This window comes from Rhodococcus sp. MALMAid1271, from assembly GCF_049195265.1.
GTDB lineage: Bacteria > Actinomycetota > Actinomycetes > Mycobacteriales > Mycobacteriaceae > Rhodococcoides.
On the sequence record NZ_JBMIRQ010000043.1, the window covers coordinates 1 to 16,945 of the forward strand.

The 16,945-nt window shown below is 64.7% G+C and carries 1 protein-coding gene; it reads left to right on the top strand.

All coding sequences use genetic code 11. From position 1 onward, the window contains the following. On the top strand, positions 1 to 16,900 hold a 16,900-nt coding region (locus ACOQFP_RS02965), incomplete at its 5' end, for an amino acid adenylation domain-containing protein (RefSeq protein ID WP_421583396.1). Positions 16,901 to 16,945: the final 45 nt, after the last annotated feature.

Genomic DNA, 16,945 nt, shown 5'->3' on the forward strand with positions numbered 1-16,945 from the left:
CAGTGTGGATGCGGCGGCGTTGCGTGAGCATGCCGGTTCGGTGTTGCCGGCGCACATGGTGCCCTCGGCAGTGGTGATGCTCGAGTCGATTCCGTTGACTCCTGCAGGCAAACTCGACCGACGCGCACTACCCGAACCTGATTGGTCCGCACAGGTCAGTTCCAGCCGCGACGCAGACAATGCAATCGAGAAGACGCTGGCCGGGCTGTTCGCCGAGGTCCTCCGGCTCGACCGCGTCGGCGTCGACGATTCGTTCTTCGCGCTGGGCGGCGACAGCATCATGTCCATTCAGCTCGTCTCCCGTGCGAAAGCTGCCGGTTTGGCGCTGTCGCCACGAGATGTGTTCGAGCACAAGACTGTTGCCGCGCTCGCAGAAGTGGTTGCAGCAGGAGAGAGCACCGCTGCGCTCGTTCTCGAAGAGCTGCCAGGTGGCGGTGTGGGTGATGTCCCGCTCACGCCGATCGTGGCATGGATGCTCGATCGCACGGATGTGCTCGATCAGCACACACAAACCGCTGTGTTGACCCTCCCCGTCGATATCGAGCTCGAGGTCCTCGAAGCTACGGTCCAGACCGTCCTCGATCACCACGACATGCTGCGCGGGGTACTTCACCGTGGCGAGCTTCCCAGCATGGAGGTTCTTCCCGTCGGTTCGGTGACGGCACACTCGGTCGTACGCCGCGTTTCGTCGACAACCGTTCGGGGAGAGCAGTTCTCGGAGCAGGCCCGAGCCGAGGCTCAGGCCGCAGTGAGCCGTTTGGCACCCGATTCCGGCGTGATGATCCAGATGGTGTGGTTCGACGCGGGCTCCGAGGGAAGCCGGCTGCTGGTGGTAGCCCACCACCTGGTGATCGACGGTGTCTCCTGGCGAATTCTGGTACCGGACCTCGCGTCGGCCTGGGCCCAGATCAGCAACGGAAGCACTCCGGAACTGGCCCCCGTCGGTACCTCCATGCGCCGTTGGTCTCACGGGCTGCGTGAGGTCACCACAACCCGCGGTGACGAACTGCCGTTCTGGCGTGACGTGGTGTCGAAACCCGATCCGCTCATCGGATCTCGGGCACTCGACCGCGATATCGACGTCTATCGGACGGTGGACAAGGTCGAGCTTGCGCTGCCGACCGACGTCACCGAAGGACTGCTCACGGCCCTGCCCGACGCATTCCACGGCAGTGTCAACGACGGCCTGCTCGCCGCTCTCGCCCTTGCCACCGCGGTGTGGCGGCGCGATCGCGGGGTCGTCGTCGGCGATGCTCTGATCTCCCTCGAGGGCCACGGCCGAGAGGACCACGTCGTTCCTGGTGCCGATCTCAGCCGCACCATCGGGTGGTTCACCACGATCTACCCACTCAGGCTGACACTCGACGGCATCGACCTGGACGACGCTCTTGCAGGCGGCGACGATGCAGCACGGCTGATCAAATCGGTCAAAGAGCAGCTGTTGGCAGTTCCCGATCACGGCATCGGCTACGGCATGCTGCGCTACCTGGACGAGGACGGCGCCGCCGCTCTTCGGGGTTTCCCGGCTCCCCAGATCAGTTTCAACTACCTCGGGCGCTACAGCACCGACATTCCGGACGAGCTTCGCGGACACGGCTGGCTGCCGGTGGACGATTCCGGTGTCGGCGATTCGCAGGACGAGGATCTGCCGGTCGCTGCCGCACTCGACATCAACGCCGTCACGACTGCGACGCCGACGGGCCCCCGGTTGGAGGCGACCTTTGCATTCCCCAGCGGCGTGCTCGAGGCGGACGAGGTCAGTGAGCTCGCCGAGCTGTGGCGTCAGGCTCTCACCGCTCTGACCCGACTGGCGCAACGACCGGAGGCGGGTGGCTTCACCCCCTCCGACCTGGACCTGGTGCGCCTCGATCAGAGTTCGATCGACGATCTGGAACGGGTATACCCGGGGCTGGACGACATCTGGTCGATGACACCCCTGCAGGCCGGTCTGCTCTTCCACGCGGAGTTGTCCGATCAGTCTGTCGACGCCTACATCGTTCAGTTGGTCTTGGAACTGCGCGGCGAGGTGGTCGAAGCGAGATTCCGGCGCTCCGCACAGGCGTTGTTGCGCCGACACGCCAACCTACGCACCGCGTTCGTACACAACAGCGACGGCGAGTCCATCCAGATCGTCCACCACGACGTCGACGTTCCGTGGTCCTCGATCGACCTGTCGAACCTCGACGACGACGCTCGGGCCGCAGAACTCGAGCGCATCGAACACGAGGACCGGGCCACCCGGTTCAACATGGCTCAGGCACCTCTGCTGCGCTTCATGCTGATAGCAGTGGCTCCGGGTCAGTGGCGTTTGGTGATGACCAACCACCACATCCTGCTCGACGGTTGGTCGACGCCACTGCTCCTCAAGGACCTGCTGACCCTCTACGTGGTGGACGGCGACGAAACCCTGCTCCCTCGTGTCCCCGCCTACCGCGACTACCTGGCCTGGTTGGCCAAGCGCGATCGCTCGTCGGCACGCGAGGCGTGGGTGAACGCCCTGAGCGGACTCACCGAGCCGACCCTGCTGACCCCGGTGGAAAGTCGGCGGCAGGAGTCGACGCTGGCCGGCCGCGCTCTGGTGTCCTTGGACGCCTCTCGAACGGACCGTCTGCGGGCCGTCGCTCGTGCCCGCGGAGTGACGATCAACTCGATGGTGCAGGCTGCGTGGGCGTTGGTCCTCGGCACCCTGACCGGCCGCTCCGACGTCGTGTTCGGTGCCACCGTGTCCGGACGACCGCCCGAGGTCTCCGACATCGAGTCGATGGTCGGGCTGTTCATCAACACCCTTCCCGTCCGGATCGTGCTCGACCCGGTCGAGACACTCGGCGAATACCTCGACCGCGTGCAGTCCGAGCAAGCCGCGCTGCTCGATCACCATTACCTCGGTCTCACCGACATCCAGCGCGCGGTGGGGCCCGCCGTGGCGTTCGACACTCTGACCGTGTTCGAGTCGTACCCGATGGACCGCGCGGGATTGTCGGCCGAGACGGACCTCGCAGGCATGCGGGTGCACGACGTGCGCGATGGCAGCGATACCGCACAGTATCCGCTGACTCTTGTCGCCATGGTCGACGACCGGCTGCACATCGAGGCGAAGTATCTTCCGGAACTGTTCGAGCACACGGTCGTTCGAGCGACGGTCGACAGAATCGTCCGTGTACTCGACGCAATCGCCACCGACACGGATCGACGTGTCGGATCGCTCTCGCTCCTGTCCGAGGACGAATTGGGTCGATTGGCCCCGGTTCGCGGCCCGGCCGCACCGCATGCTCGGCTGCTGCCCGATATCTTCACCGACGCAGCAGCGTCGAACATCGGTGGAACTGCACTGTGGAGCGAGGTCGGCAGCGTCGATTACGCCGAGCTCGATGCACGGTCGTCCGCTCTTGCGCGCGCCCTGATCACTCGTGGTGCCGGCCCGGAAACAGTCGTTGCGCTGGCCCTGCCGCGCTCGATCGAATCCGTACTCGGTATCTGGGCGGTCGCCAAGACCGGAGCGGCGTTCCTACCGATCGATCCGAGTTACCCGCGCGATCGCGTCGAGCACATGCTCGTCGACTCGCACGCGCACATCGGCCTGACAGTGTCCGAACACCTGGCCGCTGTCGAGGATCTCGGCTCCGCCCGATGGACCGTCCTCGACGACGACGAGACGAACACAGAGCTTGCCGCGTACTCGACCGCGGCGGTCCACAACGAGGACCGCATCCGTCCGTTGCACCTCGATCAGGTCGCGTACCTGATCTACACCTCGGGTTCGACCGGGGTACCCAAGGGTGTCAGCGTCACCCATCGCGGGCTGGCAAACCTTGCCGAGGAGGAGCGCACCCGTTTCTCGGTTTCCGAGGATGCACGAGTACTCGCGTTCGCATCGCCGAGCTTCGATGCGTCCATCCTGGAACTGATCATGGTGTTCTCCGGCGCTGCGACGATGGTCATCGCACCGACCTCGGTCTACGGTGGCACCGAACTGTCTGCGTTGCTCTCCGAACAACACGTGACTCATGCATTTGTCACACCCGCCGCGCTGGCGTCGGTCGATCCGGAAGGCCTGACCGAGCTGCGCGTCGTCGCCACCGGTGGCGACGTGTGTCCGCCCGAGCTGGTGGCCCGCTGGGCGCCGGGCCGTAGCATGTTCAATGCCTACGGTCCCACCGAAGCGACCATCTTCTCGTCAATCAGCGATCAGCTGAACGTCGACTCGCCGATCGATATCGGTTCGCCGACAATCGGTTTCAGCGAAGTGGTCCTCGATGCACGGCTTCATCCGGTCCCGACCGGAGTTGCAGGTGAGCTGTATCTCGCCGGGCCTGCTCTGGCGCGTGGATACCATCGCCGATTCGGTCTGACGGCAGAGCGATTCCTCGCAGATCCTTTCGGCGAGCCGGGTGCACGGATGTACCGCACCGGAGATGTGGTGCGGTGGACCGAAGCGGGCACGCTCGAGTACGTCGGCCGCAGCGATTTCCAGGTCAAGGTGCGTGGCTTCCGTATCGAACTGGGCGAGATCGATTCGGTCCTCACCGACGATCCCTCGGTCGAGTTCGCCACCACGATCGGTGTCGACGGCCCTACGGGCAACACGATTCTGGTCGCCTACGTTCTACCGCGGCCCGGTCGTCGGATCGATACCGCGGCATTGCGGACGCATGTCTCGAATTCTCTTCCCACCCACATGATCCCGACTACATTCGTCGCGCTGGAGTCGATTCCGCTGACGCCGGCAGGCAAGTTGGACCGTACCGCGCTGCCTGCGCCCGATCTCCATCTCGGAAGCGATTCGCGTGCGCCGCGCAACGAGACCGAGCAGACCATCGCCGACATCTTCGGTGAGGTACTCGGAATCGACGGAGTCGGGATCGATACGAGCTTCTTCGACCTCGGCGGCGACTCTCTCAGCGCCACCAGACTCACCGCCCGAGTCAACTCGGCACTCGACACCACGATCAGCGTGCGTGCTCTGTTCGAGGCACCGACCGTCGAGTCGCTTGCCATTCGCATCCACAGCGCCACAGTCGGTGCCGGTCGCCGTCCCGCTTTGATCGCACAGGCGCGACCGGACTCGATTCCGTTGTCGCTGGCGCAGCAACGAATGTGGTTCATCAACCAATTCGATGTGGCGTCTGCGGCTTACAACATTCCGCTCGCGATCCGCCTGACGGGACGCCTCGATATCGCCGCGATGAGTGCGGCTGTCGGCGACGTCTCGAGGCGACACGAGTCGTTGCGCACGATCTTCCCCACCCGTGACGACAAGCCCGAACAGCAGATCCTCGACTTCGAGCAGGTGAACTCCGATCTCGACGTGGTCGACCTGGATCCTGCCGACGTCGTCTCGGCCATCTCGGCTGCTGCTGCAACGGGCTTCGACGTCTCGACCGAGCTACCGTTCCGTGCGGTCCTGTACCGGCTGGCACCGGACGAGTTCGTGCTCTCGATCGTGGTGCACCACATCGCCGCCGACGGAGCCTCCATGGCACCGCTGGCGCGAGATGTGATGGTGGCCTACGGTTCCCGCGCGGCTGCTACCGAGCCGGTGTGGTCGCCACTGGAGATTCAGTACGCCGACTTCGCGGTGTGGCAACGGCAGGTGCTGGGCGACGAGTCCGATCCGGCCTCGCTGGCTGCGCAGCAGTTGAACTTCTGGAAAACCACGCTTGCAGACCTGCCCGAGGTACTCCCACTGCCGCTGGACCATGCACGCCCGGCTCGTCAGTCACTGCGGGGCAACAGTGTGCGGTTCGAGATCGATCGCACGGTACATGCAGCACTGATCGACATCGCCCGCACCAACGAAGCCACTGCCTTCATGGCGGTGCACGCGGCGTGGTCGATCTTGATGGCCCGTCTCAGTGGCACCGAGGACATCGCGATCGGCACGCCGATCGCCGGACGAGGCGAGGCGGCGCTCGACGACCTCGTCGGCATGTTCGTCGGAACGCTGGTGCTGCGCACCGAAGTGGCACCGAAGCTCTCGTTCGTCGAGTTGCTTCGGTCGACACGCGCAGCCGATCTTGCCGCGTTCGACAACACCGACGTTCCGTTCGAGCGGCTGGTCGACGTTCTCGACCCCGCCCGCTCGACCGACCATTCACCGCTGTTCCAGGTCTTGCTCGAATTCCAGAACAACACCGCCGCGACGCTCGAACTGCCCGACCTGACCGTCGAAGCCGTCGATATCGACGCGCACGTGGCCAAGTTCGATCTGCAGCTGACCGTTGCGGAACAGTTCGACGAGTCCGGGGTGCCGTCCGGCATGACGGCCGCGATCACGTACGCGGTGGATTTGTTCGAGGAATCCTCGGTGCAGGAGTTCTCCGCGCGCTTCAGCTCGGTGTTGGCCTCGGTGGCGGCCGATCCCAACCGTGCCGTCGGAGACATCGATCTGCTGCTCGACGGTGAACTCGACGCAATGGCGCACGAGTGGAACCATGCAGGCCGTGCGGCGACCGACGCCACTCTGGCCGACCGGTTCGCTTCCGCTGCAGCACAATTCCCGCAATCGCGTGCAGTCGTCTTCGGCGATCGCTCGATGACCTATTCCGAATTGGACGAACGGTCGAGCCGACTCGCACGGGTCCTGGTGGGCCGAGGGGTGACGTCGGAATCGCTGGTGGCGGTAGCAATGCCGCGCAACGAAGAGCTGATCGTCGCTCTGCTCGCGGTGATCAAGTCCGGTGGCGGTTATCTGCCGGTCGACGTCTCGTACCCAGCCGACCGGCTGGCGTTCATGCTCGAAGACGCCGCACCTGTCTGCGTGATCTCCACCGTCGCCGACAGCTCAGCGGTGCCTGCCACTGACGTCGACGTGCTGTTGGTCGATTCGCCGGAGTTGATCGACGAACTCGGCCGCGTCTCCGGCGCACCAGTGACCGATGCCGATCGGGTCGGGCGAACCAGCGCGGATTCGATCGCGTACGTCATCTACACCTCGGGTAGTACCGGCCGCCCCAAGGGCGTGCAGATCGCGCACCGCAATGTGGCCACCCTGTTCGCCAACACTGCCGGTCTGTTCGATTTCGACGATCGTGACGTCTGGACGATGTTCCACTCCTACGCCTTCGACTTCTCGGTCTGGGAGTTGTGGGGCCCACTGCTGCACGGCGGCACTCTCGTCGTCGTCGACTACTACACCGCACGTTCTCCGGAGCTGTTCCGCGAGTTGGTCATTCGTGAAAAGGTCACGGTACTCAACCAGACGCCGACGGCCTTCTACCAGTTCGCGGAGGCCGACAGGGCCGCGACCGCGGCCGCCGGATCCTCGGACGACGCCACAGAACTATCGCTGCGCTACGTGATCTTCGGCGGCGAGGCGCTCGATCTCGGGCAGTTGGGACGTTGGTACTCCCGGCACGACGAATCCGCGCCCACCCTGGTCAACATGTACGGCATCACCGAGACGACGGTCCACGTGAGCCATTTGGCTCTGACGGAAGCGTTCGCGGCCTCGGCGTCGGCCAGCGTCATCGGTCAGGCCATCCCGGCGTTGAGCGTCGCTGTCCTCGACACCCGTCTCAATCCTGTGCCGCCGGGTGTCACGGGTGAAATGTACGTCTCCGGGGCACAGCTGTCTCGGGGCTACCTCGGCCGCGCAGGGCTGTCTGCCACCCGTTTCGTGGCAGATCCGTCCGGTGCGCCTGGTGCACGGATGTACCGCACCGGAGACACCGCCCGATGGAACCGGGACGGCGCACTCGAGTACCTGGGTCGCAGCGATATGCAGGTCCAGTTGCACGGATTCCGCATCGAACTCGGCGAGATCGAAAGCGCCCTGCTTGCCTTCGACGGCGTCGCGGCCGCCGTGGTCTCGGTGCGCGACGACGGCTTCGGCGATCGACTGATCGGCTACGTCGTTGCCGAGGCCGGACGGACGATCGATCACTCCGCCGTTCTCGACTTCGTCGGCACCACACTGACCTCCTACATGGTGCCCGCAGCCCTGATCGTGCTGGACGAGTTGCCGCTCACCGCCAACGGAAAGCTCGACAGGCGCGCATTGCCCGCTCCGGACTTCTCCGCCAACGTGACCGAAAGTCGTTTGCCGGCAACCGAAGTCGAATCCATACTCGCTGGACTGTTCGCAGATGTCCTCGGCCTCGACACGGTCGGCGTCGACGACTCGTTCTTCGCTCTCGGCGGCGACAGCATCATGTCCATCCAGCTGGTCTCGCGAGCCAAGGCAGCAGGCCTCGTGCTGGCGCCGCGCGACATCTTCGAGCGCAAGACCGTGGCGGCGTTGGCCGAAGTCGCTGTTCTCGGTGGCGACGCGGTGGTGCTCGAGGAGCTCGAGGGCGGGGGAGTAGGACCGCTCCCGCTGACTCCGGTCGTTCATTGGATGTTGGACCGCAGCAAGAACTTCGGTCGGTACACCCAGACGGCATTGCTTCAGCTTCCCGTCGATATCGATCGAGACACGCTCGAGCGCACCGTTCAGGCCGTACTCGATCGCCACGACATGCTTCGGTCGTCACTGTTCGTCGACGCAGACGGAATCTGGCACGAGGAAGTATCTCCGGCCGGCACCGTGTCCGCTGCATCCGTCATCCATGCGGTACCGGTGGAGACGGTCGACGGTCCCGAGTTCTCGTCTTGCGCGGCAACAGAACTCGACGCCGCTGCAGACCGACTGGTTCCCGCCGACGGCGTCATGATCCAGATGGTGTGGTTCCAAGGCCCGAACGGGTCCGGCCGACTACTCGTCGTCGCGCATCACCTCGTCATCGACGGTGTGTCCTGGCGAATCATCGTTCCGGATCTGGCGACGGCATGGAGCCAGATTGTTGCAGGCGACACGCCTGCGCTGGCACCGATCGGTACATCGATGCGGCGGTGGTCGACCGGATTGACCGACGTCACCGCGCGCCGCTCGGCGGAACTGGGGCTGTGGCAGCGGATTCTCGACGGTGTGGATCCGACCATCGGATCGCGTCCACTGGACAAGCACGTCGACGTCGACGCAACGGTGCAACGCATCAAGGTGTCGCTCCCGGTCGAGGTGACCGAGCGTCTACTCACCACTGTCCCCGAGGTGTTCCGTGGCAGCGTCAACGACGGACTGCTGGCCGGACTGGCTCTGGCTCTGACCGCGTGGCGTCGCGAACGCGGCGACGAGGTGCGTACAGCGTTGATCACGTTGGAAGGCCATGGGCGTGAGGACGCAGTGGTGCCAGGAGCGGATCTGGGCAGGACCGTCGGCTGGTTCACCACGATCTTCCCGGTGCGCCTCGATCTCGGCTCCGTGGACATCGCCGACGCGTTGGCTGGTGGCGATTCCGCCGGCGCACTGATCAAGGCCGTCAAGGAGCAGATGCTCGAAATCCCGGATCACGGAATCGGATACGGCATGCTGCGGTACCTCGACTCCGCGGGCAGCGAGGCTCTGTCCGGTTACGCCGCACCACAGGTGAGCTTCAACTATCTCGGACGCTTCTCGACCGGATCGACCGAAGGCATGGCCGATGTCGGCTGGATTCCTGTGGCGGACGCAGAACTGGGCGACGCACAGAACCCGGACATGCCCGTACCTGCTGCGTTGGACATCAATGCCGTCACGACGTCGACACCGGACGGACCGCAGTTGGACGCCACGTTCGCGTTCCCCTCGGGCGTTCTCACGGCCGAGGACGTCGATCGGTTGATCGAACTGTGGACCCGGGCCTTGACCTCGATAACCGAGCACTCCTCGTCCGAGGACGCGGGTGGATTCACCCCGTCCGATCTGGATCTGGTCGACATCGATCAGCGCTCCATCGAGGTGCTCGAGAAGCGATTCCCGGATCTCGACGACGTGTGGTCGATGTCGCCGCTGCAGGCAGGCTTGTTGTTCCACGCGCGCCTCGCGGGTGAAGTCGGCAGCGACAGCGCGGGAATCGACGCCTACATGGTTCAACTGGGCCTCGAGCTGCGCGGCGTCGTCGATCCGGCACGCATGCACGCCGCCGTCGACAAGCTCGTCGCGCGTCACCCGAATCTGCGAGCGGCCTTCGTACACAACAGCACCGGAGAGTCTCTGCAGATCGTGCAGAGCTCGGTCACCGTGCCGTGGGCCGAGGTAGATCTACGCGGCGAGGCCGATGTCGAGTCTGCATTGCAGGGTGTCCTCGAGGCCGATCGCAGCGTGCGGTTCGACATGGACTGCGCCCCGCTGCTGCGGTTCACGCTGATCACCCTCGCCGACGATCATTGGCGGCTGCTGCTGACCAACCACCACATCCTGTTGGACGGATGGTCGACGCCGCTGGTGGTGAAGGAACTCATCACGCTGTACGTGACCGAGGCCGACGACTCGATGCTGCCGCGGATTCCCGCCTACCGGGATTACCTGACCTGGATGCGGCAACGAGACGTCGCGATCTCCACCTCGCAGTGGGTCAGCGCGATGGCGGGGGTCGAGGAGCCGACGCTGCTGGTCACCGGTGACCGGGGTCGACAGTTGTCCACGGTCTCACTCGAAACCGAGCGCTCGCTGTCGATCGAAACCACTGCAGCCTTGCGTGATTTCGCGTCTCGTCGCGGGTCGACTCTGAACACGCTCGTTCAGACCGCATGGGGCGTCGTACTCGCGACACTCACCGGCAGAGACGATGTCGTGTTCGGTGCCACCGTGTCCGGCCGTCCGCCGGAGGTCCCCGGCATCGAGGCGATGATCGGCCTGTTCATCAACACGTTGCCTGTTCGGGTCACTCTCGATCCGAACGAGACCTTGGGCGCTCTCGTCGACCGTGTGCAGGGGGAGCAGGCCGCACTGCTCGATCACCACTACCTCGGCCTGACCGACATCCAGCGTGCGGCCGGTGCCGGCGTTGCATTCGACACACTGACCGTCTTCGAGTCGTATCCGGTCGATCGCGCCGGAGCCTCGGCTGCCACTGATTTCGCAGGCATGCAGGTGACGGACATTCTCGGAACGGATGCCGCGCACTACCCGTTCACCCTGGTCTCGTCGGTCGACGAGCGCCTCAACCTCAAGGCCAAGTACCTGCCCGAACTGTTCGGGATCGAGGAAGTCGACGCCATCGTGGACCGAGTCGAGCGAGTGCTGACGGCATTGCTGGCGGACGAACAACGGCCCTTGGCTCGAGTCGGACTGCTCGCAGACGCCGAACGTGCAGCCCTGGCACCGGTACGGGGCATCGAAGGCAGGTCGACGCGGCTGCTTCCGGAGATATTCTCCGATGCCGCGGCCATCGACCCGGACGCCATCGCGTTGCGCAGTGTCGACGGTGAATTGACCTATCGGGAGCTGGATCGACGGTCGAACCGGCTCGCCAGGATTCTGCTGAGCCACGGCGTGCGCACCGAGACCTTCGTTGCGCTCGGTATCGCCCGGTCCATCGAGTCGGTACTGACGGTGTGGGCGGTCGCGAAGTCCGGTGCCGCCTTCGTCCCGGTCGATCCGAACTACCCGGCCGATCGCATCGAGCACATGCTCGCGGACTCGGGCGCAGGTTTCGGTGTCACCACCCGAGCCCACCTCGACGAACTGCCGTCCACCGTGCCGTGGATCGTTCTGGACGATCTCGCCACGGACGGTGCCAACGCCGTCGACGACGGTCCGATCTCCGCAGACGAACGCCACGGTCGCGTCACCGAAGGCAGTGCCGCGTACACGATCTACACCTCCGGTTCGACCGGAGTTCCGAAGGGGGTCGTGGTCACTCATTCCGGCCTCGACAACTTCGCGACCGAACAGCGCGAGCGCTACGGGGTCACGAAGGATTCCCGGACGCTGCACGTGTCGTCGCCGAGCTTCGATGCTTCGGTGCTCGAGTACCTGCTGGCGTTCGGTGTCGGTGCCACGATGGTGATCGTGCCGCCATCGATCTACGGCGGCGAGGAACTCGCATCGCTGCTGGCATCGGAAGCCGTCACGCACGGATTCATCACCCCGTCTGCACTGGCGTCGGTCGACCCGAACGGTCTCGAGACGTTCGCCGATGTCGTCGTCGGCGGCGAGGCCGTTCCCACCGAGTTGGTCGGCAGGTGGGCACCCGGCCGCAACCTGTTCAACGGTTACGGGCCGACCGAAGCGACGATCATGTCCAACATCAGTGCACCGATGGTTGCCGGCGAGCCGGTGTCCATCGGCGGACCGGTGCGCGGCGTGTACGAGGTGGTTCTGGATTCGCGATTGCAGCCCGTTCCTGTCGGAGTGGCAGGAGAGCTGTATCTCGCGGGCGTCGGACTGGCGCGCGGTTACCACGATCGGATGGGCCTGACGGCCGAGCGATTCGTCGCAGATCCGTTCGGTACGCCCGGTGCGCGGATGTACCGAACCGGGGACGTCGTTCGATGGACGTCGGACCTGACCATCGAATACGTCGGCCGGAGTGACTCCCAGGTCAAGGTGCGCGGATTCCGCATCGAACTCGGCGAGATCGACGCAGCCCTCTCGGCGCATCCAGTGGTCGACTTCGCGGCGACCTTCGGCACTCCTGGCCCGACCGGGGCGACGGTTCTCGTGTCGTACATCCGCCTCACCGGGGACAATCCGGCAGACACCTTCGACACCGCGGTCCTGCGCGATCATCTCGCTGCAGCATTGCCGTCCCACATGGTGCCCAGCGCCATCGTGGTACTCGAGTCGATTCCGTTGACTCCCGTGGGCAAGCTCGATCGGGCCGCACTGCCGGTACCCGAGTTCGGGTCGGCCACCTCCTCACGCGAACCGAGTAGCCCGGCCGAAATCACCGTCGCTGCCGTGTTCGCGGAAATTCTGGAGGTCGATCGAGTCGGGGCCGACGACAGCTTCTTCGAGCTCGGCGGCGACTCGCTCAGCGCAACCCGGGTGATCGCTCGGGTCAACGCAGAATTCGACACCGCCATCGGTGTTCGCACGATCTTCGAGACGCCCACGGTGTCGGGACTGGCGACTGTGGTCGGCAGCGCGGACACTCGAACACGACGTCCGGCGTTGGTCGCCGCTGTGCGTCCGGACCACATTCCGCTCTCGCTCGCTCAGCAACGTATGTGGTTCATCAACCAGTTCGATACCTCTTCGGCCGCGTACAACGTGCCATTGGTCGTCAAACTGACCGGGAAGCTGGACACGGCGGCATTGGCCGCTGCAGTGATCGATGTTCTCGAACGCCACGAGTCGCTGCGCACGACGTTCCCCGACGGACCCGAGTTCCCGGAGCAACGTGTCCATCCGGCGGCAGATGTCGCCCCAGCGGTCGAACCCGAACAGATCGACTCCGGGGTGCTCACCGACCGCGTGGCACTGCTGGCCGGGCGTGGGTTCGACGTGACCTCCGAGATCCCGGTACATGTCGAGCTGTTCCAGGTGCTCGGCACCGGCGACGACTCGGCGGACGAGCCGGTTTTCGTGCTCGCCATGGTGGTGCACCACATCGCGGCCGACGGTGCATCGATGGCACCGCTGGCGCGCGATGTCGTTCTCGCATACTCCGCTCGTAGCGCAGGCCACGCTCCGGATTGGGCGCCGCTGCCGGTTCAGTACGCCGATTACACGATCTGGCAGCGTCACCTGCTCGGAGACGAACAGGACTCGTCGAGCGTGGCAGCGGCGCAGCTCGAGCATTGGTCCACAGCTCTCGCCGGTCTGCCCGACGTATTGCCGCTGCCGACCGACCGACCGCGACCGACCACCCAGGATTTCCGCGGTGGCCGTGTTCGCTTCGATGTCGATGCCGAGATCCATCGGAACCTCGTCGAGATCACGCGTGAACAGAACGTCAGTATGTTCATGGTTCTGCACGCGGCGTTCGCGGTGGTGCTGGCTCGGTTGAGCGGTACCGACGACATCGCGATCACCACTCCGGTCGCCGGACGCGGGGACGCTGCTTTGGACGACCTCGTCGGAATGTTCGTCAACACGCTCGTGCTGCGGAGCCGAGTCGACGAGTTCGCGACGTTCGAGGATCTGCTGAACCAGGTCAAGGCCCACGATCTCGAAGCGTTCGACCACACCGAGATGCCGTTCGAGAGAATCGTCGAGGTCCTCAACCCGACTCGCTCGACGGCTTACGCCCCGCTGTCTCAGGTGGCGCTGTCGTTCCAGAACAACGAGAAGGCCTCGGTCGAGCTACCGGGCCTACGCGTGGAAGGCTTCGATTTCGACGTTCCCGTCGCCAAGCAGGACCTTCAACTGCTGCTCTCCGAAAAGTTCGACGACGGCGGTCGTCCGAGCGGCTTGGAAGCGGCATTCGATTACGCCACGTCTCTGTTCGATGCAGCCAGTGTCGAGGCGATCGCGTCGAGACTGATCCGCGTCCTGGCCGCCGTGGGTCGCGACCGCCGCGCGGTGGTCGGCGACATCGACATCCTGGACAGCGATGAGCGGCGGGCGTTGTCACCGGCGCGCGGGACCCCAGATGTCGCGGTTCGTACGTGGCCGGAGCTCCTGGCAGAGTCGGTCGGTCTCGACCCGTTCGCGGTCGCCGTCACCTACCGCGGCGTGAGTTTGTCCTACGCCGATCTCGACAGCTGGTCCAACCGCATCGCTCGGATGCTCATCGACTACGGCGTCGGGCCCGAGACTTTCGTTGCGTTGGCCCTACCTCGTTCGATCGAGTCGGTGTTGTCGGTATGGGCGGTGGCCAAGACCGGTGCCGCGTATCTGCCGGTCGATCCGAACTACCCGGCGGATCGCATCGCGCACATGCTCGAAGATTCCCACGCCGCCATGGGGCTGACCGATATCGACAGCAAGGATGCGCTACCTGACACGGTTCCGTGGCTGGTTCTGGACGATCCGGAAATTTCTGCCGAGTTGGCTCGGTATCCGGCCGCGGCCGTGACCGACGCGGAGCGCACGGCCACCCTCCACATCGACCATCCGGCGTACCTGATCTACACCTCGGGTTCGACCGGGCGGCCGAAGGGTGTCGCGGTGCGTCATCGCGGCCTGGCCAACCTCCAGGCCGAGGTCATCGAGCGGTTCCGTCCCACCAGGGATTCACGAGTTTCACACATCGCGTCACCGAGTTTCGACGCGTCGATCTACGAACTGACCATGGCGTTCGGAGTCGGTGCCACGGTCGTGATCGTGCCGCCCGGTGTCTTCGGCGGAGGCGAGCTGGCCGATCTCCTCGAAGCCGAACATGTCACGCACGCGTTCCTGACGCCTGCGGCGCTGTCTTCGATCGACGAGACGCGGCTCGGTACCGTCCGCGTATTGGCCGTCGGTGGTGAAGCGTGCACTCCGGAGCTGGTGGCCAGGTGGGCACAGGGACGCAAGATGTTCAACGGCTACGGCCCGACGGAGACCACGATCCAGGCCAGCGTCGGTGGACCGCTCGTACCGGGTGGCACGGTCGACGTCGGCCGCCCTGCAATCGGATTCCGATACATGGTTCTCGATTCGCGGCTCCGGCCGGTTGCACCGGGGGTACCGGGCGAGCTCTACATTGCCGGTCCCGGTACCGCGCGCGGCTATCTCGATCGGTTCGCTCTGACCTCCGAACGTTTCGTCGCCGATCCCTTCGGTACACCGGGGGATCGGATGTACCGGACGGGCGATGTCGTGCGGTGGGGCCGTGGCGGTGACGTCGAGTTCGTCGGACGCAGCGACTTCCAGGTGAAGGTACGCGGTTTCCGAATCGAACTCGGTGAGATCGATTCGGCCCTGACCGAGCAGGATCAGGTGGGATTCGCCGCGACGATCGGACACACTGCGGCGTCCGGCGACACTGTGCTCGTCTCGTATGTCCTCGCGGCAGACGGCGAGACGATCGACCCCGAGGCACTACGCGACCGAGTTGCGAAAATGCTTCCACGCCATATGGTTCCGTCGTCGATCGTCGAACTCGACGATATTCCGCTGACTCCTGTGGGCAAGCTCGACCGTCGGGCACTTCCGGTACCGGAGCTGACGGTGTCGACAACTCCGTACCGGGCACCGAGCACCGACGTGGAGGCCGCAATCGCCGATGCGTTCGCCCACGTTCTCGGGGTCGACCGAGTCGGTATGGACGACAACTTCTTCGAGCTCGGCGGCACGTCCTTGGTTGCGACCAAGATCGTGCCCGCCATCGAAGATGCCATCGGAGTTCGAGTGCCACTGCAAGCGTTGTTCGTCGACCCGACACCGGCGGGGTTGGCCGCGAGGGTCGCGTCCGACGCCGGCGCTTCCGGTGCAGACCTCGATTCGGTGTTCGGCGTGGTGATTCCACTACGCAGTACAGGGTCGAAGGCACCGATCTTCTGTGTCCACCCCGGGATCGGACTCTCGTGGGGATACGCCGGTATCGTCTCGAAATTGACCGACGATCGCCCGGTTTACGGCCTTCAGCTGCCGAGCATCGTCGAAGGGTCGACCTTCGGCTCGATACGCGACCTCGCACATCGGTACGCCGATGAAATTCGCGCCGTCCAACCGGTGGGTCCGTACCATCTCCTCGGATGGTCGCTCGGCGGCTCGCTGGCCCATGCGATCGCCGTGGAATTGCGTAGCACCGGCAGCGAGGTTCGTACCCTGGCTCTACTGGACAGCTACGTCGACGGCCACGACGACACACCCGAGGGTGCGTTGAGCGTCGAGAACCTACTCGCAGGTTTGGGGCTGGACCTGACTTCTCAGTCGCCGGCCGAGCCGCTGACGTACGAGCGGGGCGTCGAACTGCTCGACGAGTCGTTGGGTCAGACGACCGGCGTCACTGCCGATCACCTGCGAAGGATCAATGCGGGATTCGAGAACTCGACCCGGATCATGGCCGAGTTCGTTCCGGATGTCTTCGACGGCGACGTCTTGTTCTTTTCTGCAACGAAGGGCGCGAGCGACGGAATTGTCAGATCTCCACAGGAATGGCGACCGTACGTGACAGGGGATATCGTCATCCACGACGTCGAGGTTTTCCACAACGAGATGACCAATGCCGATGCGGCCGATGTGATCGGGCCGGTCGTCAATTTCCATCTGGGTAATACACCTGAATAACGTTTGGCGTGTTCGTCACTTCGAAGAGCACTCTTGCGAATACCA